At 47.9% G+C, this 23,493-nt stretch carries 13 protein-coding genes; 9 read left to right on the top strand and 4 right to left on the bottom strand.

Translation table 11 applies throughout. The annotated features are described in order from the left end of the window. The first annotated feature begins 1,611 nt into the window (after positions 1–1,611). The 9 genes from HQ41_RS03280 to HQ41_RS03235 all read left to right on the top strand — a co-directional run bounded on the left by HQ41_RS03280 (position 1,612) and on the right by HQ41_RS03235 (position 17,021). Positions 1,612–2,946, top strand: coding sequence for a gliding motility-associated C-terminal domain-containing protein (locus HQ41_RS03280; RefSeq protein ID WP_044187876.1), 1,335 nt, complete (start codon positions 1,612–1,614; stop codon positions 2,944–2,946). Positions 2,947–2,983: 37 nt separating this feature from the next. Beyond that, positions 2,984–5,806 carry an excinuclease ABC subunit UvrA gene (gene uvrA / locus HQ41_RS03275; RefSeq protein ID WP_044187873.1) on the top strand — a complete coding sequence of 941 codons (2,823 nt, stop codon included), beginning with the start codon at positions 2,984–2,986 and terminating at the stop codon, positions 5,804–5,806. Between the two features lie 40 nt (positions 5,807–5,846). Then, entirely contained in the window at positions 5,847–7,229 is a 1,383-nt protein-coding gene (locus HQ41_RS03270; protein ID WP_044187870.1) for an SWIM zinc finger family protein, read from the top strand. A gap of 5 nt (positions 7,230–7,234) precedes the next feature. After that, the gene (locus tag HQ41_RS03265; protein ID WP_044187868.1) at positions 7,235–9,565 is read left to right on the top strand and encodes an ATP-dependent helicase; all 2,331 of its coding nucleotides are present in this window, start codon (positions 7,235–7,237) and stop codon (positions 9,563–9,565) included. A gap of 100 nt (positions 9,566–9,665) precedes the next feature. Next, positions 9,666–12,296, top strand: a complete 2,631-nt coding sequence (alaS, locus tag HQ41_RS03260; RefSeq protein ID WP_044187866.1) for an alanine--tRNA ligase — start codon at positions 9,666–9,668, stop codon at positions 12,294–12,296. A 394-nt stretch (positions 12,297–12,690) separates the two neighbouring features. Next, complete coding sequence (gene gltX / locus HQ41_RS03250; RefSeq protein WP_044187860.1) at positions 12,691–14,214, top strand: glutamate--tRNA ligase; 1,524 nt, start codon at positions 12,691–12,693, stop codon at positions 14,212–14,214. Next, on the top strand, positions 14,214–15,458 hold the full coding sequence (locus HQ41_RS03245; protein ID WP_044187857.1) for a 3-deoxy-D-manno-octulosonic acid transferase: 1,245 nt from the start codon (positions 14,214–14,216) through the stop codon (positions 15,456–15,458). The genes gltX and HQ41_RS03245 overlap by 1 nt, the downstream gene beginning before the upstream one ends. A 16-nt stretch (positions 15,459–15,474) precedes the next feature. Further along, entirely contained in the window at positions 15,475–16,521 is a 1,047-nt protein-coding gene (gene tsaD, locus HQ41_RS03240) for a tRNA (adenosine(37)-N6)-threonylcarbamoyltransferase complex transferase subunit TsaD (protein ID WP_044187855.1), read from the top strand. 14 nt (positions 16,522–16,535) lie between these two features. Next, positions 16,536–17,021 carry a CinA family protein gene (locus HQ41_RS03235; protein WP_044187889.1) on the top strand — a complete coding sequence of 162 codons (486 nt, stop codon included), beginning with the start codon at positions 16,536–16,538 and terminating at the stop codon, positions 17,019–17,021. Between the two features lie 92 nt (positions 17,022–17,113). On the opposite strand, the gene HQ41_RS03230 is transcribed toward HQ41_RS03235, so the two are convergent. The 4 genes from HQ41_RS03230 to HQ41_RS03220 form a co-directional block, all read right to left on the bottom strand. Continuing rightward, positions 17,114–18,673 (bottom strand): T9SS type A sorting domain-containing protein, encoded by a 1,560-nt coding sequence (locus tag HQ41_RS03230; RefSeq protein ID WP_081964738.1) that lies wholly within the window; start codon positions 18,671–18,673, stop codon positions 17,114–17,116. 170 nt (positions 18,674–18,843) lie between these two features. Next, positions 18,844–19,464 (bottom strand): HU family DNA-binding protein, encoded by a 621-nt coding sequence (locus HQ41_RS03225; protein WP_052405259.1) that lies wholly within the window; start codon positions 19,462–19,464, stop codon positions 18,844–18,846. A 499-nt stretch (positions 19,465–19,963) separates the two neighbouring features. Beyond that, a complete protein-coding gene (locus HQ41_RS09930) occupies positions 19,964–20,098 on the bottom strand; it encodes a hypothetical protein (RefSeq protein ID WP_255327514.1) in 135 nt (44 codons plus the stop codon). A gap of 19 nt (positions 20,099–20,117) precedes the next feature. After that, complete coding sequence (locus tag HQ41_RS03220) at positions 20,118–23,471, bottom strand: exodeoxyribonuclease V subunit beta (protein WP_044187852.1); 3,354 nt, start codon at positions 23,469–23,471, stop codon at positions 20,118–20,120. Positions 23,472–23,493 lie beyond the last annotated feature (22 nt).

The raw sequence follows: 23,493 nt of genomic DNA, 5'->3' as shown, positions 1-23,493 counted from the left end.
CGGTCGCGACGAACCTGAGTATATACTTGTAGGAAGCTAGGAGCTGGTTCGGTTGGTTTAGTTGCCATGTCAATACAGTTAATTACATATTAAAGATATTAGTAATCAGAGGTATATGCAACACATCTAACCGAAAAGAGGCAAAATGCCGTGCAACGGTCTCAATCTAGTGAAGCTTACTTCTTGGCTGGATAGGCTGCAGTCCCGTTAGGTCGTCAATCCTTTGTCCCTTGGCATTGAACGGATTGGGAGCGGCACCATCAATCAACTCGGCAAGCAGTACATAGTTACCCTCAACCTGTAGTTTGACCTTGTGCAGTCTAACCTGCCTANCATTGAACGGATTGGGAGCGGCACCATCAATCAACTCGGCAAGCAGTACATAGTTACCCTCAACCTGTAGTTTGACCTTGTGCAGTCTAACCTGCCTAGCGCCCGAGTGGGTAACACAAAGGAAACTATTGCACAATATCCATAGAGGAACCCACTAGAGGCATCAGGCTAACAAGGGGAGAGGATAACCATTTCTAATGGATTTTGTCTCACACAAATCAAGTAGCTCTCTCTGTCATTGTCCACTAACCCAGATTTATATTTTAGATCAGTTTTCAGAATGTTAGTGGGAATACTATGCGGATATGGAGCAGAAGATACAAAGGTCGTATTTGCCCCCTAGGAGGCTCTAGATTGCGTTCATCTTCGCATGAGCATCTTGCCCCCACCCGACCCCAAAACCGCCTCAAAAACGCCATAAAACCAAAACACTAAAAAACAAATAGATACACCAATCAATTAGGAGATTTTCTGCTTCTAAGGCACTCTATCCCTACTTTTTCCCCATCAATCCGTTGAGATTGATGGACACACCGGAATGAATCAGTCCTACAACTAAACAAAATCAGTCCTTCAATTTTCACAAAGAAGCCTCTTCACTGTCCATGAAAACACCTTATAGTCGTCTAAATCCTAGGCTAAAGATTAACAATTCTTAACACTATGTCTAGAAAATGGGCTACTAACGATATTGACAAATGCAAGGGCTTGGGATATGCTCTGCCTAATAGTTTGATCAATAACGATCTTGGGTATATTTGCAGTGTAGATATTGAGGATCATGAGAGTGGTAATCGGGATTACATCTAATGGTTGCTCTATCTTTTACCCGACGAATAGTACAATGAAATGGAAGAATTATCATGTTCACATTCAAAGTGTTTTTTCTTACTACTCAGGCCTATCTGTATGGGGAGGTACCCTTGGCCTATCTCAGCCTCGGGTGCTATCACGGTAGGCTCTATACGTAGAGCTAGCTCTTGGGCCGAGGAGTCTCTCGAGACTAACGCCATTGTCTAAAAAGGCATATCATCAGAGCCCAAAGAGAGCAAGGGTAAGACAGCCCAAGCGGAGAGCTTGAGCCACTATCTAGAAGTGAGCACATCGTACTCTAGAGGCGATGATATAGATGTCCAAATGGGGCCACGGAGCTCTCTAACCCAAACGACCTTATCGGGATTGTACATTTTTTATGATTTCTCGGCTTGAGAATGTGTCTAATTTGACGGATTTTTGTAATTTTGTGTCAAACACTCAAGTCGGAGTGTTTTTACTGAGATGCGTATATTCAATTCATTCAAGAAGCTGATATTTGCCTCGATACTGCTCCTCCCCTGGCAATGGGGTGGAGCTCAGTCTTTTCGGATTGAGGGGGTACAGCACCAACTCGCCGAGAGCAATGCCCCTGAGCGCTTAGACGTTTATGTGCTTATGGGACGAGCTGAGCGCTTGGTCCTAGCGGGAGCAGCGACAGCCAGTGCTTGGCGATATAGCAAAGATGCGCTACAAGCAGAGCCCCTACCGAGTGCTGTCTACAACGCAGATCTTGGGGCATGGCTCATCAATCAACCAGAGGCTGGCTACGGCTATTTTATCCGCCCAACAGAGGGATTGCCTCGCTACTACTACCTGATCGACTACGCTGCTACACCACTAGAGATTACCTCTCTGTCGGCGGAGCCACACCCTAGCGACCCCTGCTCTCGCATACGACTCTCCGCTCAGGGTTCCATACCAATGCTTACCTATCATACCCCTAGTGGAGTGCCGCACACTCTAGCACGAGAGCTATCCCTGCGCTACGATCAGTTGGTTTGGGACGAAGCCTCTCGCAGCTACCAGAGAGAACAGCAGAGGAGCATAGCTGAGGCACAGGATAATCACATTGAGCTAGAGGCTTCCCTTGCCGACACCCCCTATACGCTAGAGGGAGATAAATGGATCAAATCTTTCGGACTAAACTATCGCCCCATTACCTCTTCCGTGGTAGAGGGCTATCGTTTGGCTGTTCGGCCGTACATAGAGGTTGAGGGGCAGGACGGAGGCAAAGAAGTAGACTGGGAGAACTTATCGGCACCAGCTACTCTACGACTAGCGGCCATTGGTAACGAGCCCGCTGCCGCCAAGTATCAGTGGCGTATAGAGCGCATGGAGGACAATGCTCCCCTACTCAATTACACGGGCGCAGAGGCGACCTACACCTTCAATCAATCAGGGCGCTACCGCATCCGACTAGATGTTAGCAACAGATCGGGCACTTGCTTCGACAATAGTTTCGAGCAAGTTGTTCGTATCACAGAGTCGAGCTTGGAGGTTCCCAATGCCTTTAGTCCCGGTTCTAGCCCGGGGATTAATGATGTTTTCAAGGTATTCGCTCGGTCGCTTGTTCGTTTCGATGCACGCATCTTCAGTCCCTCTGGCCAAGAGATCTATCGCTGGGGGGATCCCAATGGTGGCTGGGACGGACATTATCGGGGGCATATTGTACCCTCTGGGGTTTATTACTACGTGATTACAGCCGAGGGATCGGACGGCGTGAAGTACAATCGCAAGGGATCAATCAGCATTCTCAAAAGCGATTTCGATGGCTCTGAGCCCAAACCTCAGAGATAACACCCTATTAGGGTAAGAATACAGGACTACGACTTAGATGCAAGATATAGAAATAAGAGGAGCTAGAGTTCACAACCTCAAAAACATAGACGCTCACATACCACGCTATTCGCTCTCGGTGCTTACTGGGTTGAGCGGTAGTGGTAAGTCGTCCCTTGCCTTCGACACTATTTTCGCCGAAGGACAAAGGCGGTATATAGATACCTTCAGTGCCTACGCCCGTGGATTTCTGGGTGGAGGTATGGAGCGGCCCGACGTCGATGATATACAAGGGTTGGGCCCAGTAATCTCGATTGACCAGAAGACGACGAACCGCAACCCCCGCTCTACCGTGGGTACGGTGACTGAGATCTACGACTTCTTTCGTCTGCTCTACGCTAGGGCTGGCGAGGCCGTGTCTTATCTCTCTGGCAAACCTATGGTGCGCTACACCGAGGCTCAAATACTAGACCTTATCATAGCACGCTACCAAGGGCGCAGGGTACTACTGCTAGCACCAGTGGTCAAGCAACGCAAGGGGCACTACAAGGAGCTCTTTGAGCACCTACGCAAAAAAGGCTACCTATCCGTACGTGTCGATGGCGAGCTCCGTGAGATCACTTACGGAATGAAGCTCGACCGCTATAAGCTACATAGCGTAGAGGTGCAAACCGACAAACTCGTTGTAGACGAGGAGCACAGAAGCCGACTAGCCAGCAGCGTCAATTTGGCGATGAGAGAGGGCGATGGTGTGATGATGGTAATGGATATAGGAACTGGGGAGATGAGCTACTACAGCCGTAAGCTGATGTGTCCTGATACGGGGCTTGCCTACAGCGAGCCTGCCCCACACAATTTCTCCTTCAACTCGCCCAACGGCTACTGCCCACACTGTAGAGGGCTAGGCGAGGTCAAGATCCTAGACCGAGAGGCTATGATACCTGACCCTAGTCTGAGTGTCTACAAGGGAGGGATTGCTCCTCTAGGTAAACACAGAGGAATCCTTGTCTTCAGGCTCCTTGAGGGACTTTTTGCTCGCCACGAGGCCGATATCAAAGCACCAATCCGTGACCTTCCAGAGGGTTTGATTGAGGAGATTTTATATGGGACTACCGATGGCATCGCCATCGACCACAAGGAGTTCTACGGTACGGGGACGTTTTCGGTAAACTATAATGGCCTAGCCGAATACCTGCCCGAGCTAAGCGGAGAGGAGTTTGACTACAACGCCAATAAATGGGCCATGCAGTTTATGAAAACTGAAGTGTGCCCAGAGTGCGAGGGGCTGCGACTAAACAAAGAAGCCCTACATTACTATATAGATGGCAAAAACATCGGCGAGCTTGGTGGGCTAGAACTCACCACTCTGTCCACTTGGCTCGAGGGCATTGAGCAGCGATTAAGTGGAGCCCAACGTACCATCGCCACCGAGGTGCTCAAAGAGATTCGCAAACGTATCTCCTTCCTGCTTGATGTTGGGCTAGGGTACCTGTCAATGAACCGTTCTGCCGCCACACTCTCTGGGGGCGAGAGCCAGCGCATTCGCCTAGCGACACAGATAGGCACGCAGCTCGTTGAGGTACTATATATCCTAGACGAACCCAGCATTGGTCTACATCAGAGAGATAATATGCGCTTGATTGATTCACTCAAGCAGCTAAGAGATCTAGGCAATACAGTCATCGTTGTGGAGCACGACAAGGACATGATGCTACAAGCCGACCATGTCATCGACATGGGGCCCAAGGCTGGTCGCTTGGGAGGCGAGGTAGTATTTCAAGGTACCCCCAAAGCGATGATGACAGCTCGCACCATCACGGCGCAGTATATCAGTGGAGATATGTCTATCGAAGTTCCTACTGTAAGAAGACAAGGATCGGGAGAGGTACTACGCATACGAGGCGCGAGGGGCAATAATCTACGAGGTATCGATGTAGAGCTCCCTCTCGGGACACTGATCTGTGTGACGGGGGTATCTGGTAGTGGCAAGAGTACGCTGATCAACCAGACACTCTACCCTGCCCTTAGCCAGAGGCTCTACCGCTCCATGGAAGAACCCATGCCACACGATGGCATTGATGGCATTGAGCTCATCGACAAGGTTGTTTCTGTCGACCAGGCACCCATCGGACGTACTCCACGCAGCAATCCTGCTACTTACACGGGATTATTTACGGATATTCGCAATCTATTCGTAAATTTACCAGAGAGTAAGATGCGAGGATACAAGCCTGGGCGCTTCTCCTTCAATGTATCGGGAGGTAGATGCGACACATGCAGAGGAAATGGCTATAAGAGTATAGAGATGAATTTCCTACCCGATGTGCTAGTTCCTTGCGAAGTGTGTCATGGCAAGCGCTACAATCGAGAAACTCTTGAGGTACGCTTCAAGGGCAAGTCTATTGCGGACGTGCTCGACATGACGATCAATATGGCTGTAGAGTTCTTTGAGCACGTGCCACATATCCTCAAGAAACTACTCGTACTACAGGAGGTCGGTTTAGGCTACATCAAGCTGGGGCAGTCTTCGACCACACTCTCTGGAGGCGAGAGCCAGCGTATCAAGCTGGCCGCAGAGCTATCCAAGCGAGATACGGGACGTACGATGTATATACTAGATGAGCCTACTACGGGACTACACTTCGAGGATATACGTGTGCTGATAGGTATTCTCAATCGCTTGGTTGAGAGAGGAAATACGATAGTAGTCATCGAGCACAACCTTGACGTCGTCAAGTGTGCAGATTACCTAATAGAGATTGGCCCAGAGGGAGGAAGAGAAGGTGGACAGCTAGTCTACTCTGGTACTCCAGAGGGTTTGGCAGAGTGCAAGCACAGCCAAACTGCTCCTTTCCTCAAAGCCGAGTTGAGTGCAAAATGATTGAGTTAGTAACTATGGATGTATTTACAGTATTTGAACTATGAAAATAGAGAGTCGTTTATCCAATAAGATCTGCCCCGAGGGCATGTCTATAGAGGACTGGCAGGTAGCCTTGCGCCGCGAACATGCAGAGCAAGCAGACTTCTCTGTAGAGCACCTCGATGACAACCGTATCTGGGGGGACTATTTGGTTAGTAGTGGATCGGGGCGCTACCGAACTGCATTCAGAGGAGTACGTAGCGATCGGAACTTTTGTTCTTGCCTCGACTTCCGCACCAATGGGCTAGGTACTTGCAAGCATCTAGAGGCTGTAGCACTATATTTGCAAGAACATGTGGAGGGCTACCCATGGGCGGGTATGACCTATAACCCACCCTATTCGTCCATATACGTCAGCTATAAGGGAGGGCGGAGCATCAGAATGCGTCTTGGTGATCAGTTTACCATGGAGTATCTACAGCTCTACAAGAAGTACTTCACCGAAGAAGGCATTTTACCTCCCGAGAACTATCATCTACTCTCTGAGATTTGCGAGCAGGCGAGAGCTATCTCCAACACCTTCCGCTGCTACGAAGATGTAGAGGAGTTTGTCCGTGAATACATTCGAGAGGAGACATGGCGCTTGGAGCTACGCAACAGCTTCCCCGAAGGCATGATACCTTGGGATCGTGTCGAGTACTCGGCTAAAGATCGCTATATGGAAGAGCTTCTCTACCAGCTATGCTACAGACATTGTAGCCTAATGGTAGGTGCCAAATCTCCCAACTTCGCACACCTAGTAGCCCGGCTCGTTGAAGAGGTCTACCAAGGAGTGGAGCAGATCCATCAGGGGTACGTAGTCCTAGACAATGAGGCTGAGGTTAGCCTATGGAGGTCTATTATGTCGCTCTATCAAGAGTTTGCACAGCTACCCATACGCATCTTGACCTCTAGCGAGTTTGCTGCGCTACCTCTAGTAGATCACCCCGCTACAACCTTCGTGTACGTGGACAATGCCGACCGGCTCAAGGAGTGGAAAAACAATGTATCTGTGACGATCAAGAAGATGCATATAGAGCATCTCTTCATGCGCATTGATACGCTACGCAAACTCACCCCCGTACAGCTATCCTCGATCTTGCAGCATATTAGTCCGTTCGTTATCGGACCATTCTACAAGTTCATTCACAAGTATCGCCCAGTCTTCCCTCTACTAGACGACGGCAGCAATATGCCAGAGGAGGCCTTGAAGTATATCACTCTCTGCACAGAGGTTGTGGCCCAGTCTATACGTATTCCTCAGACTGATATGGACGCTACCACTAGGGACGTAAAGAACATGACGAGCCAAGAGAAAGCCGATCTATTCGTCCAGTCCCTTCTCTCCGTACTCGAGGATCCAGACGCCTGCCAGATACTCAAAGAAAGACTAAGTTCATTATAGACTAGATGCAAGACCCTATTGATTTAGAATACCTCAATGATCTCAACTCTGCTCAGCGCGAGGCTGTCGTCTACAACGATGGCCCTGCGCTGGTCATTGCTGGCGCTGGCAGTGGCAAGACACGTGTACTGGTCTACAAGCTCCTGCACCTGATTCGCTGTGGCTATGCGCCCTACAAGCTCATGGCTCTAACCTTCACAAACAAGGCAGCACGTGAGATGCGCCAGCGCATCAGTCTATATGCTCCAGAGCAAGCACGCTTCATACGTATGGGGACATTCCACTCTATCTTCATGCAGATCTTACGTGTCCATGCCGAGCTACTAGGCTATACCCCTTCGTTCTCTATCTACAATACGACCGATAGCAAGAATAGAATCAAAGCAATCATGAAGCTCATGGGACTAGACGACAAGGTATATAAGCCGGGCGTCGTGCTCAACCGTATCTCATCAGCCAAGAATCGCCTCATCAGCCCAGAGGTCTATCGCTCGACGACCGAGTTGCTTAGTGCCGATGCCAAGGCTCAGATGCCACGCCTTAGTGAAATCTATACAAGGTACTCGGCCGAGCTCAAGCAAAACAATGCGATGGATTTCGACGATCTGCTTTTCCAGATCAATGTACTCTTTCGTGACTACCCAGATGTACTAGCCCATTGGCAAGAGCGAATAGACTATTTGCTTATTGACGAGTATCAGGATACCAACTTCGCCCAGTATATGATTGCCAAACAGCTGATGCAACACAAGGGGGCAATCTTCGTGGTCGGCGATGATGCCCAAAGCATTTATTCCTTCCGAGGAGCTAACCTAGAGAATATGCTTGGCTTCAAGAAAACTTTCCCAAAGGCCAAGACCTTCAAACTAGAGCAAAACTATCGTTCTTCTCAAACGATCGTGCAGGTGGCTGGTGCCCTCATTACTCACAATCAGAATCAAATCCCCAAAGAAGTGTTCTCACTTGGTGCCATAGGAGATCCCATAGAGCTACACGAAACTTACTCTGCAGACCTAGAGGCTATGTGGGTATGCAAAAGGATTGAGCAGATAAGAGAACAGTATGGCTCATCGTACGAAGATTTTGCTGTCCTATACAGAACCAACGCACAGAGCCGTATTCTAGAGCAGGCATTTCGTCGCTTAAGTATCCCATTCCGTATTTACGGCGGACGATCTTTTTTCGATCACAAGGAAATTATGGACGTCATCGCTTATCTACGCCTAATGATTAACCCTTACGATAGTGAGTCGCTCCTGCGGATCATCAACTATCCACGTCGAGGTATCGGAGATACTACCGTGCTGAAACTACAACAAGCTGCTAACCCACAAGCTACTCCCTTAGTCGATGTGCTAAGAGATCCAGAAGCTGTGGGGCTAGCATTCAACAAGGGGACTCTTACCAAACTCCAGAGCTTCCACCAGCTACTAGAGGATATGCGTGCGCTTATGAAAAGTGAGCTACAGTTCTTCGACTTAGCTCAGCAGCTGATTACCCGTACGGGTATCCCCCTTGATCTGATGAGCGATAATAGTAGTGAAGGGAAGATGCGACAGCAGAACGTCAAAGAGCTACTGGCAAGCATCAAAGAGTACGAACTCAATAACCTTGAGGCAGGCACAGAGCCTTCTCTGGAAAGCTATTTGAGTGAAATCTCGCTTATGACGGATCAAGATGCTAATGCGGAGGACGAAGTCGGCGTCACGGCTATGACGATGCATTCCTCCAAGGGGCTAGAGTTTCCACACGTATTTATAGTAGGTCTAGACGAACCGCTATTCCCCTCGGCTAAGCAGGGAGATCTAGACGACCTCGAGGAGGAGCGACGATTATTCTATGTAGCATTAACCCGAGCCGAGAAGACTTGCCATATTGGCTATGTGCGCGAGCGATTCATCAATGGGCAGACGACATTTGTACGCCCTAGTCGATTCCTCCGAGAGCTTCCTCCAAATTTACTTAGTCGCAATGCTGCAGCTAGAAGTACATTAGCCGTGCAGCAGGAGCGAGAGAATGACTTCTGGAGCCAACGCCCTAACAAGCAAGAGGGAACACCTCTACCCAAGACCTTCACCACTGGGCAATCATTCCTGCCCACAAATGGCGGACGCATGAAGCACCTCGGGCGTAGGACTACAGATGATCCCGCCCCAACGAAGTATCGAGAGCTCGGGAACTTCAAGGTCGGGATGCGTGTTTTGCACAAAAGATTTGGTCAAGGGGAGATCCTAGACATCGAGCAAGGAACCGAAGCCACGGCGACAATATGCTTCGACGATGGCAATACCCGTAAGCTCCTTTTGCGTTTCCTCAACATCAGCGTTGTGGAGTAGTACACGAAGACGAATGAATGTGTTGAGGATTGCTCCGAAAGATGTACTTTTGTGGCTTAAAACTATTGTATAACGAATAAATTACGGATGATATAAATATATGATGACGTCAAAGGAAATCCGGGCATCGTACAAAGCATTTTTTCAGAGCAAGGGCCACCAGATTGTGCCTAGTGCTCCTATGGTAATCAAAGGCGACCCTACCTTGATGTTTACCAATGCTGGCATGAATCAGTTTAAGGATATCATTCTCGGACATGCAGACATCAAATATCCACGTGTTGCCGATTCTCAGAAGTGCCTTCGAGTTAGCGGTAAGCACAACGACCTAGAGGAGGTAGGACACGACACCTATCACCACACGATGTTTGAGATGCTTGGCAACTGGTCATTTGGTGACTATTTCAAACGTGAAGCAATTGAGTGGGCTTGGGAGTACCTCACCGAAGTACTAGGTGTAGACAAGAACCGACTCTACGTGACTGTATTCGAGGGATCTGCCGAGGACAACCTAGAGAGAGATAATGAAGCCGCTTCTATCTGGGCACAATTCCTACCCAGCGAGCGCATCATCAATGGCAATAAGAAGGATAACTTCTGGGAAATGGGCGATCAAGGCCCATGCGGTCCATGCTCCGAGATACATATTGATATTCGCTCGGACGAGGAACGTGCAAAGGTCGATGGCCTGACATTGGTGAACCAAAGCCACCCTCAAGTCATTGAGATCTGGAATCTCGTCTTCATGCAGTACAATCGCAAAGCAGATGGCTCACTAGATAGTCTACCCAACAAGGTTATTGATACGGGCATGGGCTTCGAGCGCCTATGTATGGCGATACAAGGCAAGACCTCAAACTACGATACCGACATCTTCACCCCGATTATCCAAACCATTGCGACTCTCACGGGCATCGAATACGGACAGACCAAGGAAACGGATATTGCGATGCGTGTGATTGCAGACCATATCCGTACTATTGCCTTTGCCATTACAGACGGTCAGCTCCCCTCCAACGCCAAGGCTGGATATGTAATCCGTCGTATCCTGCGCCGTGCGGTGCGCTATGGCTATACATTCCTTGGGCGTAGAGAAGCCTTTATGTACACGCTTATACCTGCTCTCATCGAAACAATGGGTGACGCCTATCCAGAGCTTATCTCAGGTCGTGACCTTATACAGCGTGTGATGAAAGAAGAGGAAGAGAGCTTCTTGCGCACACTCGAAACGGGGATTCGTTTGCTCGACAAAAAAATAGAAGAAGCCAAGGAAGCCAACACAAAGGTTTTGGTTGGCGAAGATGCATTTATCCTATACGACACATACGGCTTCCCATTAGACCTCACCGCTCTGATCCTACAGGAACATGGCATGAGTGTAGACGAAGCAGGCTTCGAGAGCTCGATGCAGAAACAAAGAGAGCGTGCTCGCAATGCCGCAGCTATAGATGCCGAGGACTGGCATATAGTGCGTGAGGGCGAAACTCAATTCGTTGGCTATGACTTTACAGAGATTGATACCGAGATCCTACGCTATCGTAAGGTAAGTCAGAAGAACAAAGAATACTATCAGGTCGTGCTCTCTGCGACTCCATTCTATGCCGAGATGGGTGGACAGGTAGGAGATAGCGGTTACCTCTATGACGGTACGAATAAGTACGAAGTTTTCGACACTAAGAGAGAGAACAATCTCGCTGTTCATCTGATGAAGAAACTCCCAGAAGATGTAACGGCTCACTTCACTGCCCATATCAATCTAGAGCGCAGACGTGCAGCAGAGGCCAACCATACTGCTACTCACCTACTACACGAAGCTCTAAGGGAAGTGCTTGGCCAGCATGTGGAGCAGAAAGGCTCATTCGTTTCGCCAGAAGTATTGCGCTTCGACTTTGCTCACTTCTCCAAGGTAGAGCCAGAGCAGCTCCGTACAGTAGAGCGTTTGGTTAATGCTCGTATTCGTGCGAATATGGTACGTGAGGAGTTTAGAAATGTCCCCATCGCAGAGGCTCAAGCTATGGGTGCTATGGCGTTATTCGGTGAGAAGTATGGAGAGGAAGTACGAGTCCTCAAGTACGGAACTTCGATTGAACTTTGTGGTGGTACACACGTAAGTGCTACAGGTGTGATTGGATTCTTCCGCATTCTCTCCGAGAGCTCTGTGGCTGCTGGAGTTCGACGTATTGAGGCTGTTACTGGAGCTGGTGCTGAGCGAGTACTCTATGAAGTAGAGGATACCCTGCGCTCAATTCGGGAGCTTTTCAATAATAGCCCACAGCTCATCACAGCAATCAAAAAGACTGTAGAGGAAAATGCCGAGCTAGGCAAACAGGTCCAAGACCTTGTTAAGGCTCAAATTGCTAAGTATAAGGCCACTCTCTTGGAGCGAAGAGAAGAGCTATCTGGTGTGCGTGTCTTCATCGTGCGTGAAGACTTCCCTGCCGATGCAATCAAGGACTTGGCCTTCCAGTTAGCGGGTGAACTACAGGAGAGCTTCCTCTTCGTAGCGGGCAATCGCACTCCCGACGGCAAATGTAGCCTTACATTGATGCTAAGCAAAGATTTGGTAGAGCAAAGAGGCTGGAGCGCTGCTAACATTATTCGCTCTGTCGCCAAGCATATACAAGGCGGGGGGGGCGGTCAAGCCCACTTCGCTACTGCGGGAGGCAAGAACCCCGAGGGCCTTGGTGCAGCCATTGAGCAAGTGCTTCTAGATACAGGGCTCAAGAGTTAAGGCAACATCTCACTACTTATCAGGGGGCTGTGTCAAAATTCATTTTTGGCGCGGCCCCTTATCGAAACTATAGAGTTGGTATCCCGATAAATTATGCAGATTGTGTTTCTTCTAACGCTATTTTTCGAAAGGAAAAAGCATCGTATTGCACCTTATACTGGGTGCAAATGCACACTATAATAGGTGCTGAAGCACCCAATATTGGGTGCTTCAGTAAGGTTTTACCTTGACCTTGCAACAAACCTAGAACCAAGATAAAGGAAAGGGGCTGTGGGCAAATTAGTTTTTGCCACAGTCCCTTTTTGTATCCTAAAGTCAAAGTTGAGAGAATATCAGTACCTTTGCGTGGTTTATAAGAACCAAGCATACAACATAGAAAAAGAACATTATAGTTATGTCTGATAGAAAAGTAAGAGTACGATTTGCGCCTAGCCCAACTGGCGCACTACACATCGGAGGTGTACGTACAGCCCTATACAACTACCTATTCGCTCGTAGTCACGGAGGCGATATGCTCCTACGTATCGAGGATACTGATAGCCAACGCTTCGTTCCGGGAGCTGAGGAATACATCATCGAGGCTCTGGAGTGGCTAGGAATCAAGTTCGACGAAGGCGTTAGCTACGGGGGCGAAAATGGCCCTTATCGTCAGAGTGAGCGCAGAGATATCTACCGTGTCTATGTACAGCAGCTACTAGACCGAGGTGCAGCATACATTGCATTCGACACACCAGAGGAGCTAGAGGCTAAGCGCAAGGAGATCGACAACTTCCAGTACGATGCCTCCACCAGACTATCTATGCGCAACTCTCTCTCTATGCCTAAAGAAGAGGTTGATACCCTGATCACCTCGGGAGTGCAGTACGTTGTACGCTTTAAGATCGAGCCCAACGAAGAGGTTGTCGTAAGTGATATTATCCGAGGCGAGGTTACCTTCAACTCTTCGATCCTAGACGACAAGGTGCTCTACAAGAGTGCCGACGATCTACCGACTTACCACTTGGCTAATATCGTAGACGACCACTTGATGAAGATCAGCCATGTAATCAGAGGTGAGGAATGGCTTCCAAGCTCTCCGCTACACGTGCTGCTCTACCGCGCTTTCGGTTGGGAAGATACGATGCCTCGTTTTGCACATCTTCCTCTACTGCTCAAGCCCGACGGCAACGGTAAGCTATCCAAGCGTGATGGCGATCGTCTAGGCTTCCCTGTATTCCCTCTTCGCTGGGTAGATCCTAAGACCGAGGAGGTATCATCGGGCTACCGTGAGAGTGGTTATTTACCCGAGGCTGTGGTCAATTTCGTAGCGCTACTAGGCTGGAATCCGGGTGGCGAAGCCAGTGAAGTGCTATCTATGGACGAGCTAATCAAGCTCTTTAGTCTAGAGAAATGTAGCAAGGCAGGTGCTAAGTTTGACTACAACAAAGGGCGTTGGTTCAACCACCACTACATTCAGAGTGCCGACAATCGCCTACTCGCCGAGCTACTCTCCCCTACTCTAGCCGAGCATAACATACAGGCTGATCTAGACTATGTAGCTAAGGCTGTGGCTCTAGTAAAAGAACGCTGCCAGCTAATCCCCGAACTATGGGAGCAGTCTAGCTTCTTCTTCGTGCGCCCCACGAGCTACGACGAAAAGGCTGCCCGAAAGCGCTGGAAAGAAGATAGCGCTAAGCAAATGCTTGAGCTTAGAGATCTGCTACTGACACTCCCAGAAGCGCTACCTACGGAGGAAACTGAAACTAAGGTCAAGCAATGGATCAAAGAGGCTGGGTATGGTCTGGGCGCTGTGATGAACTGCTTCCGCCTCTCTATCGTAGGAGAAGCCAAAGGCCCTCACATGTTTGATATTACGGCGATGCTCGGTCGTGAAGAAACGATCGCACGCCTAGAGCAGGCAGTTCGCACATTGGGATAATGAAGGCCCTATTCAGTCTAACGGGGATTCTTACTCATCTTGGGATGCGTTTGGCTGCTCTATGGCATCCCAAGGCCAAGCAAATCATAGTCGGACGTGGCGAGACAGCCGAACGTCTTAAGCATAGGATCAATCCCAATGGCAAGACCATTTGGTTTCACGCAGCCTCTCTCGGCGAGTTTGAGCAGGGGCGTCCGCTGATGGAGGAGCTTCGGCGACGAGATCCAGCGTGCCAAATACTCGTAAGCTTCTTCAGTCCGTCGGGCTACAACGTACGGCACAGCTATTCGGGAGCTGATGCAGTGGTGTATCTACCAGCTGATTATGCCCAACGAGTCAATGAATTCCTCGATTTAGCACGACCCGATGTGGCGATATTCATCAAGTATGATATCTGGCCGACGATGCTAAGTACCCTGCAACAAAGAAATATCCCGACCTATTTGGTGTCGGCAAGTTTCCGCTCAGATCAATTCTTCTTCCACCCACTAGGTCGTTGGTACCTGCGCCTCTTGAAGATGTTTACGCATATCTTCGTGCAAGAGGATCAGTCTAAGGCTCTACTTCAAGCTCATGGTGTTAGTCATGTTAGTACTACTGGAGATACTCGCTTCGATAGAGTGGTAGATATTGCTGCACAGGCTAAGGATATTGCTTCGGCATCAGCCTTCAGGGAGGCAGGTGGCACAATCCTCGTAGCTGGGAGTACGTGGCCTATGGACGAAGACATCTTGATTAACTACTTCAACCGAACGCCCAAGATGCGTCTGATCATCGCTCCTCACGAGATAGACGAAACGCATCTACAGAGCATAGAGGCAAAGCTCCAGCGCCCCTATGCACGCTATACACAGCAGCAGAGCCGTGAGCCGGCGGGGAGTGCAGAGGTGCAACCCGACTGCCTAATCATAGACTGCTTTGGCCTACTATCCTCTATATATAGGTATGGGGATATAGCGTACATCGGTGGAGGTTTCGGGCGAAGCATTCATAACTCACTAGAAGCTGCCGTATACGGTATTCCCGTACTCTTCGGCCCAAGGATCGACAAGTTTGTAGAAGCCAAAGAATTAGTTGCTTGTGAAGGAGCCAAGATAGTCAATGATGCTGCAGATCTAGCCAAAGTGCTAGACGAATTGCTCGCTTGCGAACAAGTATGTGCCCATGCAGGAGCTGCCGCTGGGAGCTATGTGCGTAGCAAAACTGGCGCAACGAACAAAGTTCTGACCGGGATTGGTTACTAAAAGACGCAAAACTCAAATGAAAAAAAACATAGATACAAGGCGCAATGACCTCGTAGTGCTAGGCATCGAGAGCTCATGCGACGACACCTCTGCTGCCGTACTGCGTGGGCATACGCTCCTCTCCAACGTCATTGCCTCGCAGGCGGTACATACAGCTTACGGAGGTGTAGTACCCGAATTGGCATCTCGTGCACATGAACAGAACATCGTACCAGTAGTTAGCGAAGCAGTATCTAGAGCCGGGCTGACGCTCAAGGACATTGATGCAATCGCATTTACTCGTGGACCCGGTCTGCTAGGCTCTCTTCTCGTAGGCGTGAACTATACCAAAGGCCTCGCACTATCGCTCGGAATCCCAATGGTTGAGGTCAATCATCTGCATGCTCATGTGCTGGCGCACTTCATTCAGGAGGAAGGCGAGACGCACGATGAGCCTGAGTTCCCCTTCCTTTGTCTACTCGTCTCGGGTGGCAATTCGCAAATCATTCTCGTCAAAAGTCCAGAGGAGATGCAGATCATAGGGCAAACCATCGACGATGCAGCGGGCGAAGCCTTCGACAAGTGCGCCAAAGTAATGGGACTTGGCTACCCCGGCGGCCCAATCGTGAACCGCTTAGCGAACGAAGGCGACTCCAAAGCCTTTGCTTTCGCTAGACCAAATGTGGCGGGCTATGACTATAGCTTCAGCGGTCTGAAGACTTCTTTCCTCTACACCCTACGCGACGAAATAGAGAAGAATCCCAACTTCGTGGAGGAACGTAAGGCTGATCTATGCGCTTCGCTACAAGCCACCGTCATCGAGATCCTAATGAAGAAGCTCCGCCTTGCCGCCAAAGAGCTAGGCATCAAGCAAGTTGCTCTAGCGGGCGGAGTATCTGCCAACACTGGTCTGAGAGCAGCTTTTGAAGATCATGCCCGCAGATATGGCTGGAAGATATTCATTCCCAAGTTCGCCTACACCACCGACAATGCTGCTATGGTCGCTATGACTGGTTATTTTAGCCTCAAGGCTGGTCAAACGACAGCCATGGACGCAGTACCTTTCGCTAGAGTAACGATGTAATACGAATGCCCAAGATGGAGGAATTGATTGAACGTATCCACACGCTTTGCCTGAAAACAAAGCTAACCTTAGCCACAGCAGAGAGCTGTACAGGCGGTCGCTTGGCTAGTTTGCTGACCTCTATCTCTGGTGCGTCTAATGTTTTTCGCTCGGGAGTAATAGCCTATTCGGCCGACTGCAAGACCTCTCTGCTCGGTGTGTCAGCTGATCTGATCACAAAACACACTGTCGTCAGCAGCGAAGTGGCAGAAGCTATGGCCTGCGGTGTAACCCAACTCATCAAGGCAGATATTGGCTTGGCAACAACGGGTATAGCAGGGCCCACTGGAGGGACGAAACAAACACCCGTCGGCTCAGTCTGGATTGCCCTAAACTATCGAGAGAAAACCTCAAGCCGCCTGCTACATCTCTCTGGTAATAGGGCTGAAATTATAGAGCAAACCTGCCACGAGTTGCTCACAGAGCTGCGACAAATGCTTCAAACTCTAGCCGATGAATAAGTCGCTCTAGATACTATTAGCCTCAAATAAAGCCCCCATTAGAAGTGATTGCGTTCTAATGGGGACTTTACTTTGAAATGACTTCGGCGTAACTACTCTTTCTTAATCATAATACCCTTGCTACCGTCTGTACGCAATACATATAGACCAGATGACAGAGTAGACAAGTCAATCGTAGCAGCACCAACCTCATCCGTCTGCTTGACCAGCACCACGACACCTTGCATTGTGACGATACTTACCTCTGTCTGAGGCTTTGCACCCTCTATCTGTATTATATTTTTCGTTGGATTAGGACTTGCTTTTAGGACGAGGCTCTCTTCTACTCGATCGACAGAGGACTCTTTATTCAACTTGAGACAGAAGACATCTTGCAGGGCTACTTTATTGTTTGGTCCCATAGTGATGTACTTACAAGCGATGATATCACCGTTTCCATTGATAATTGGCTCGCGTATATACTTGGTTTGTTTAGGCAATTTGCCCATCAGGTCGAAGTTATACTTGTTTTTGACCCATTGCTCTAGAAGTTGGGGTTCGTCAGGCTCTTTCGGATCAATGATATAAACGACCTTATTATCTACTGCCATAGCCATTCCATCGTTAGTTACTCTGATAGGCGAGTAGTCTTTTAGGCTTGGGAAATGAATGAATACCTTCTCCTTGATATCGTACAAGACAGGATAATTCTCTTGATATTTCTCCAGTTTAATGTCTCCTTCTTTATACTTATAAGTTTTCTGTACCCAAGCAGAGGCAATATATCGACCATTCTCACTCATAACAATTGGTAAGGGATAGACTTCTTTACCTGTTTGCCAGACTGTAAACATCTCGTAATTCCACTTAGCATCTGCCTTCTGAAACTCCTCAATCTGCTTGAAGTACTCCGGAGTGCCTAGCTTAGCCGTAATAATTTTTTTTATATCAGGTTTTTTCGACACAATCTGATCGTACTTACTCATGTCACAGAAAATAGATAAAAATGGAATGCTATATGCCCATGCTCCATCTGGCTGGCGTTCGTATAGGATATGCAGATAATACTTGCCCGACTTGCTTACGACCAAGCCTAAAATTGTGTTTCCATCTTCGGACATTTGCCTAGGGGAAACGAACTGAGGCTTACCCTCTATGACATTATCAGGCTGAGGAAGAGATTCATGCTTATAAGTACCATCGCTCTGACGCGTCCAAAGCGTGGGGATAACTTCAAAAGGCTTACTAATATCTGGCTTAACTGCCACTTGCCCAAGGATCTTACTTCCGTCTGAATTGATGGCATAAATAGATGAAGCATCGCCAAAAATGGGAGCTGGAGTTGGGAGCAAAAACCACTTCCCTTCTTTAAACAAACCGGGCTGGCCGTCATCTGTCAAGCCTGCAACGGTACCATCGTTAGTTATACTACGGAAAAGAAGCTGAGACTTGCTCCCATTACATGCCTCCTTATGCAATTTCTTAGTCTGTGAGTCGAAAATATATGCTTCTTGATACTGCTTCGTTCCGCAGATAAATCTGCCATTAGACGAAACCCCCATAGGAGCCCATGGGATACCTGTCTTGAGCATATCAACCTTAGGTGATTGAGCGTACAGACAAAGGGGAATGAACATAGCCATACTCCAAGCTAATAGTTTTCTTAGTTTCATAATAAGTTAAATTTTAGGTGAGTGACAGTTTTCTAAATTCGCTCATAACAAAGATAGATATATTCTCAAAAAAACAATAAAAATCATCTATCTAGCAATGAGATTAAGGCGTCTTAATCTTAAGTCCTAATCTAGTATCTACGAAGGTTCTTGCTAGAGCTCTAGAGCCTCTAATCTTGATTCTTGGGCAGTATATAGAAATTATGAGGGGAATAGCCTACACTAACGATATGCTTATCCCTCCGAAAGGCTTGAAGCTCTCGACTAGCAGATGAGCGAGATAACCCCATTATACTAGCATAAGTCCTAACCTTAATGAAACCATGATCTGATAGATAGGCACGAAGCCTCTCAAGGCGTTGATCCTGCCCTTGGGTATGCTTCTTGTATGTAGGTGTTTGAGCACGTTCTAGGTGACAAGATTGATTGATACGTCGGACGAACTCTTTATTGGAACGAAAACTAACACCCGAAACCTCTAGGCTTGCAGCATTGCGTTTAGTTCCTTCTATATTCTCTGGCTCAAACCCTTGACGAAGTCTAAGTTTAGTTGAGAAAATACCTAATCCATCTATCTTGACTGAATATCCCTGAGCCAGTTTATCAGCTATATGCTCAGTTATAGAGTAGATTAATCCTTCAATTTCTCCCTTACTAAAGCTTGTAATATCAGCTATTTCTTGAGCAATTTGTTTCACACTACAATGATGCTCAATTAGCATTCTTGGGTAGCGTATCACGTCCTTATCGCCATTCATACTCGGCATTTCTTGCATAATATATTTAGCCATATTACTTATTTAATTTAGGTTATTAGTAGATTTATAACACAAAAAACCTGTTTTTATTAGAAGATAAAGTTACAAAACATACTAGAAAAAGTTGCAAACATAAGAACTAAAATTTCTAACCAAGCCTTGAAATATATATTTCAAAGTTAGAAACATATAAATCAAGATTGGAAATATACATTTCAAGGCTAGAAATATAGTTTTAGATACTAGATATACAAGTTTTTTCTATAACTAATAGAACTTTTTCCTCTAAATAAATGAAGTTATTCTAGTAGGTTATCAGTCTAATATATCTAACCTCCTCTGTTAAACTAAATAAGATCAAGCTATATAATGGCGTATTAATCTTTGTGAAGGGATTTTAGATTCTTGGCTTATATATATGATGACCTATCCGATGAAGACAGAGTGTTTTATCCATTATTAGTAGCTGAATTGGAAGTATATAAAAAGGCGGTGTTTCATAATACAAAAACTTCTATATTGCTTTCGATATTTACTCCGCACAGACTTTGTCGTCAGCTTCGGTCACATACTTCAGTATGCTCCTGTCAGCTTCAGTCTTAGCACCTTGTAGTTTGCGCATTCTAAACATCTTAAAAGGGGCTGTGCCAGAAATGAATTTTGACACAGCCCCTCCATATTATTAGCTATTCGATCGGGTCTATTCGTCCTTCTATGGGATACCAAACGTAGCCACGGACGGGATTGTAACCCATTTTACTCAACAAATCCATATAGGTCTGGAGCTGTTTGCGGTACTGCCATCTCGATTTGCCAAATTTATAATCGACGATCTCGGCAGAGCCATCGGGGTAAATCATTACCCTATCAGGACGTTTACTACCATCTATGCCTCCCCCTACGATAGGTAGCTCTCTCAAAACACGTGCAGAGCCATCGAACCAACGTTGCTGCTCCAACCCAGATAGCCATTGGTTTAGGTCGTGCGTATATGCCTCTCGATGCTCCGCTCGCATCAATCCGAGCCCTTCTGCCCTAAGCAGTGCCTGAGGAATATCATCAGCTGTACCGATCTCTGAGAGTACATAGTGCATGAGCGAACCATAGAGTCGGGGGTTCGTTTCGTCGAAGTAACTCAGGCCTTCACGCAAAATCTCTATACGCTCACCGATAGGATAGGTATGGAGTTGGTCTAGATGTACGAAGCCTTCGTCAGTCTGCTCAGCTTGATTGGACCAATAGTATTGAGAAATATTAGGTAGCTCTAGAGGCATATCCAACAGACGCTCTATGCAAGGGAGTTCTTCGCCTAGAGCTGTTTCTAGCAGAGCTAAAATCGTCAGCGGACTACCAGACTTGCTCCTTAGTAGGTGGTTGAGCTTCTTTTCATTGGAGGTTTGCTGGTCAGGCAACCAAATATGTAGCTCAGCTTTGGCCCTTGTGGTAGCAACATAAAATAGATTGAGTGCGTCCAAAGACATATTGATCGACTCAACAAGGTATTCCTTGGCGAAGTGAGTCTTCAGCAGCAACCTACGGTACTGTACTGGGACATACTCGGGCAAATCTTCGCCCAAGGAAAGAGGCATTCGACACCAGAGTATAGGTTGTTTGCTAGATGTTCGTGGTATCAGCTCCCACGATGGGAAGGGTAATAGTACTACGGGGAAGCCTAGCCCTTTGGATTTGTGCACAGTCATTAGACGTATTTTACGCTCATCTTCTGGTACAGTAAGCCTATATTGATCCCCTCGCCTAGCCCACATCTTGAGGAAATCGGCTACATCAGCCGAGAGATCCTGCTGGAAGTTTAGGGCAATATCAAGCAACTTAATCTGATGAATGACTTCGCCAGCATCAAGTCGATCTTGATAGATAGAGAAAATGCTCTCAACCATTTCGTACAAATTCTTGCGCCCAGCCTGCTGTATAGCCTCAAGTATCTTAGGATCTATCTGTCGGCTATCTCCGCTCTCTGGGTAGAGCTGGTGGTGTACCTCTTGCAATAGGAACAAAGCCTCCTTGGAGTTGGGAGCAGAGATGTAGCCAAGTGCTGCAATAGCTAGGCGCACTGAGAGCGCATTGCTCAGCAAGAGCGCTTCAGCCGATAGTAGATCCAAGGAGTATAGACCGCCCTCAAGCAACTCCTCGCTGGCCTGCTCAAGCAATTCGGCGATGGCAGTTGCCTCGCTTTGGTTGCGCACTAGAATAGCTATATCACTAGGCTTATATCCACGCTTCTGTAGGTCAATGAGCATATTGGGGAGCTGATAGCTCAAGAGATGCTCTTCGATGCAATTTGCCTCCTCTACTTGTGTATGTTCATCATCGCTGTATGCGTCTGTATCTTGATCTTGGGGTTGCTCGTTGCCAACAAGTGTATAGCGGTGCAAGACGACCGCTCCCTTGCGATCGGCACGAGCAGAGGGCACGCTCTGCACCAGATCTGCATAGTAATCGACAAAAAGGTTAGCCAAGGGAGCCGTCTGCTCTAGATTAATCGTGGAGTTTTGGGCAGCTACTTCAGCAATCAGATCGGCATAATGAGCCGTAAGCTGGCGAGCGAGTGAGGCAAACAGTTGGTTATTGAACCCAACAACCTCGGGTGTACTACGCCAGTTCTCCGCCAGAGTAATCTTGTGAGTATTGACAAAATCGTCAAAAACACGTTTGCCCAAGAGGCTACTATCCGAATTGCGGAAGCGGTAGATACTCTGCTTAACGTCACCCACCACTAGGTTATCGTGCCCCGAGGCCAAACTATCCTCGAGCAGAGGCAAGAAATTCTCATACTGCAGTAGGCTCGTATCCTGAAATTCGTCTATCATCTGATGATCGATGCGTGTGCCTATCTTCTCGTAAATGAAGTTCACGCCGCTGCGATCGGATAGTATTCGGTTTATGAAAGCAGGTGCGTCCATCAGCAGCATAGCGTTGTTCTCTCTCTGTATCTCCTTGAGTTTGCGATCCACCTCTGCAATCAGCCCATAGCTATCTAGTAAGTCTTGCATGCTATATATGCTCAGTAGCTCAGGACTGATTTTATTGATACTGTCTTGATATAAAAGGAGGAGCCCACGTAGCTCTTCGTCAGCTCCAAGGAGAGCACGCTTGTCACGCAGCTCAGCTTTAGACTTGGAGATCAGAGTGCTAGGATCTTCGAGTGCGTCTAGAAAGCGCTTGGGCGTAGGATCGAAGCGCTCAGAGGAGATTAAGTTTTTAAGTTCGGAAGCAGCATCTAGGATTTTGAAAAAAGGAGATAACCCACCACCTGTCGTGTAGCTTAAATCTTCGACAACAATCCCGAGAGTACTCAGGTGTTCTAGTACAACCTCGGCAAGTTTGAGTAATGCTTGCTCCAGCTCTCGCTCTCTACGAGCCAGTAGTCTTTTGAAGGTCTTGAGCATCTCACGAGAGGGTAGCTGGCCGCCAGTACTTAGCTTCTTGACATCTTCTCGCTTGAGTTCTCTAGCCAAGCGGCCAATTGCTGCCTTCAGATTATGTCCCTTGCCTCGCAAGATTAGTTCACGTGCCAGCTGGATAATCCACTGCTGAACATCATCTTTGGCATTTAGTGTGTCCTGCTCAGCCAATACGGCGACAACAGCTTCATCAAGGGCTTGCTCACTCTCTAGACTTAAGCGAAACCCTCCCGACAAATTGAGCTCACGAGCGAATGCTCTAAGAACTTCTTGAAAAAAGGCATCAATAGTTTTGATCCTGAAGCTACTATAGTCCAGCAATAGCCCACGTAGGCAAGCGGATGCTTGCTCCTTGAGCTCGCTAGGCGAATAGTGTAGGTCGGCACACAACTCATCGAAAAATGGGGAGCGTCGCTTCCCTTGCTCTACCTCCTGCGTGGCAATGGCGTATAACTCCTGCAAGATACGCTGCTTCATCTCCTCCGTCGCCTTATTCGTGAAGGTCACTGCTTGTATGCTTCGAAAGTCTTTTTGTAGGGCTAGACGTAAGTACTCGCGGGTAAGACTGTGTGTCTTACCCGCGCCTGCACTAGCCACATATACTTTTAGTTGGCTCATATAGATGTATGTGTTATCCCCG

Origin of the sequence: Porphyromonas sp. COT-290 OH860 (assembly GCF_000768935.1) — a bacterium.
In the GTDB taxonomy this organism is placed as follows: Bacteria; Bacteroidota; Bacteroidia; order Bacteroidales; family Porphyromonadaceae; genus Porphyromonas.
The sequence above is the reverse complement of the archived record's forward strand: the minus strand, read 5'-3'. Positions and strand labels throughout refer to the sequence as shown.

Excerpts from the sequence above, each read along its gene's own strand:
- HQ41_RS03280 (WP_044187876.1), top strand. The coding sequence starts at position 1,612 with ATGCGTATATTCAATTCATTCAAGAAGCTGATATTTGCCTCGATACTG.
- uvrA (WP_044187873.1), top strand. The coding sequence starts at position 2,984 with ATGCAAGATATAGAAATAAGAGGAGCTAGAGTTCACAACCTCAAAAAC.
- HQ41_RS03270 (WP_044187870.1), top strand. The coding sequence starts at position 5,847 with ATGAAAATAGAGAGTCGTTTATCCAATAAGATCTGCCCCGAGGGCATG.
- HQ41_RS03265 (WP_044187868.1), top strand. The coding sequence starts at position 7,235 with ATGCAAGACCCTATTGATTTAGAATACCTCAATGATCTCAACTCTGCT.
- alaS (WP_044187866.1), top strand. The coding sequence starts at position 9,666 with ATGATGACGTCAAAGGAAATCCGGGCATCGTACAAAGCATTTTTTCAG.
- gltX (WP_044187860.1), top strand. The coding sequence starts at position 12,691 with ATGTCTGATAGAAAAGTAAGAGTACGATTTGCGCCTAGCCCAACTGGC.
- HQ41_RS03245 (WP_044187857.1), top strand. The coding sequence starts at position 14,214 with ATGAAGGCCCTATTCAGTCTAACGGGGATTCTTACTCATCTTGGGATG.
- tsaD (WP_044187855.1), top strand. The coding sequence starts at position 15,475 with ATGAAAAAAAACATAGATACAAGGCGCAATGACCTCGTAGTGCTAGGC.
- HQ41_RS03235 (WP_044187889.1), top strand. The coding sequence starts at position 16,536 with ATGGAGGAATTGATTGAACGTATCCACACGCTTTGCCTGAAAACAAAG.
- HQ41_RS03230 (WP_081964738.1), bottom strand. The coding sequence starts at position 18,673 with ATGAAACTAAGAAAACTATTAGCTTGGAGTATGGCTATGTTCATTCCC.
- HQ41_RS03225 (WP_052405259.1), bottom strand. The coding sequence starts at position 19,464 with ATGGCTAAATATATTATGCAAGAAATGCCGAGTATGAATGGCGATAAG.
- HQ41_RS03220 (WP_044187852.1), bottom strand. The coding sequence starts at position 23,471 with ATGAGCCAACTAAAAGTATATGTGGCTAGTGCAGGCGCGGGTAAGACA.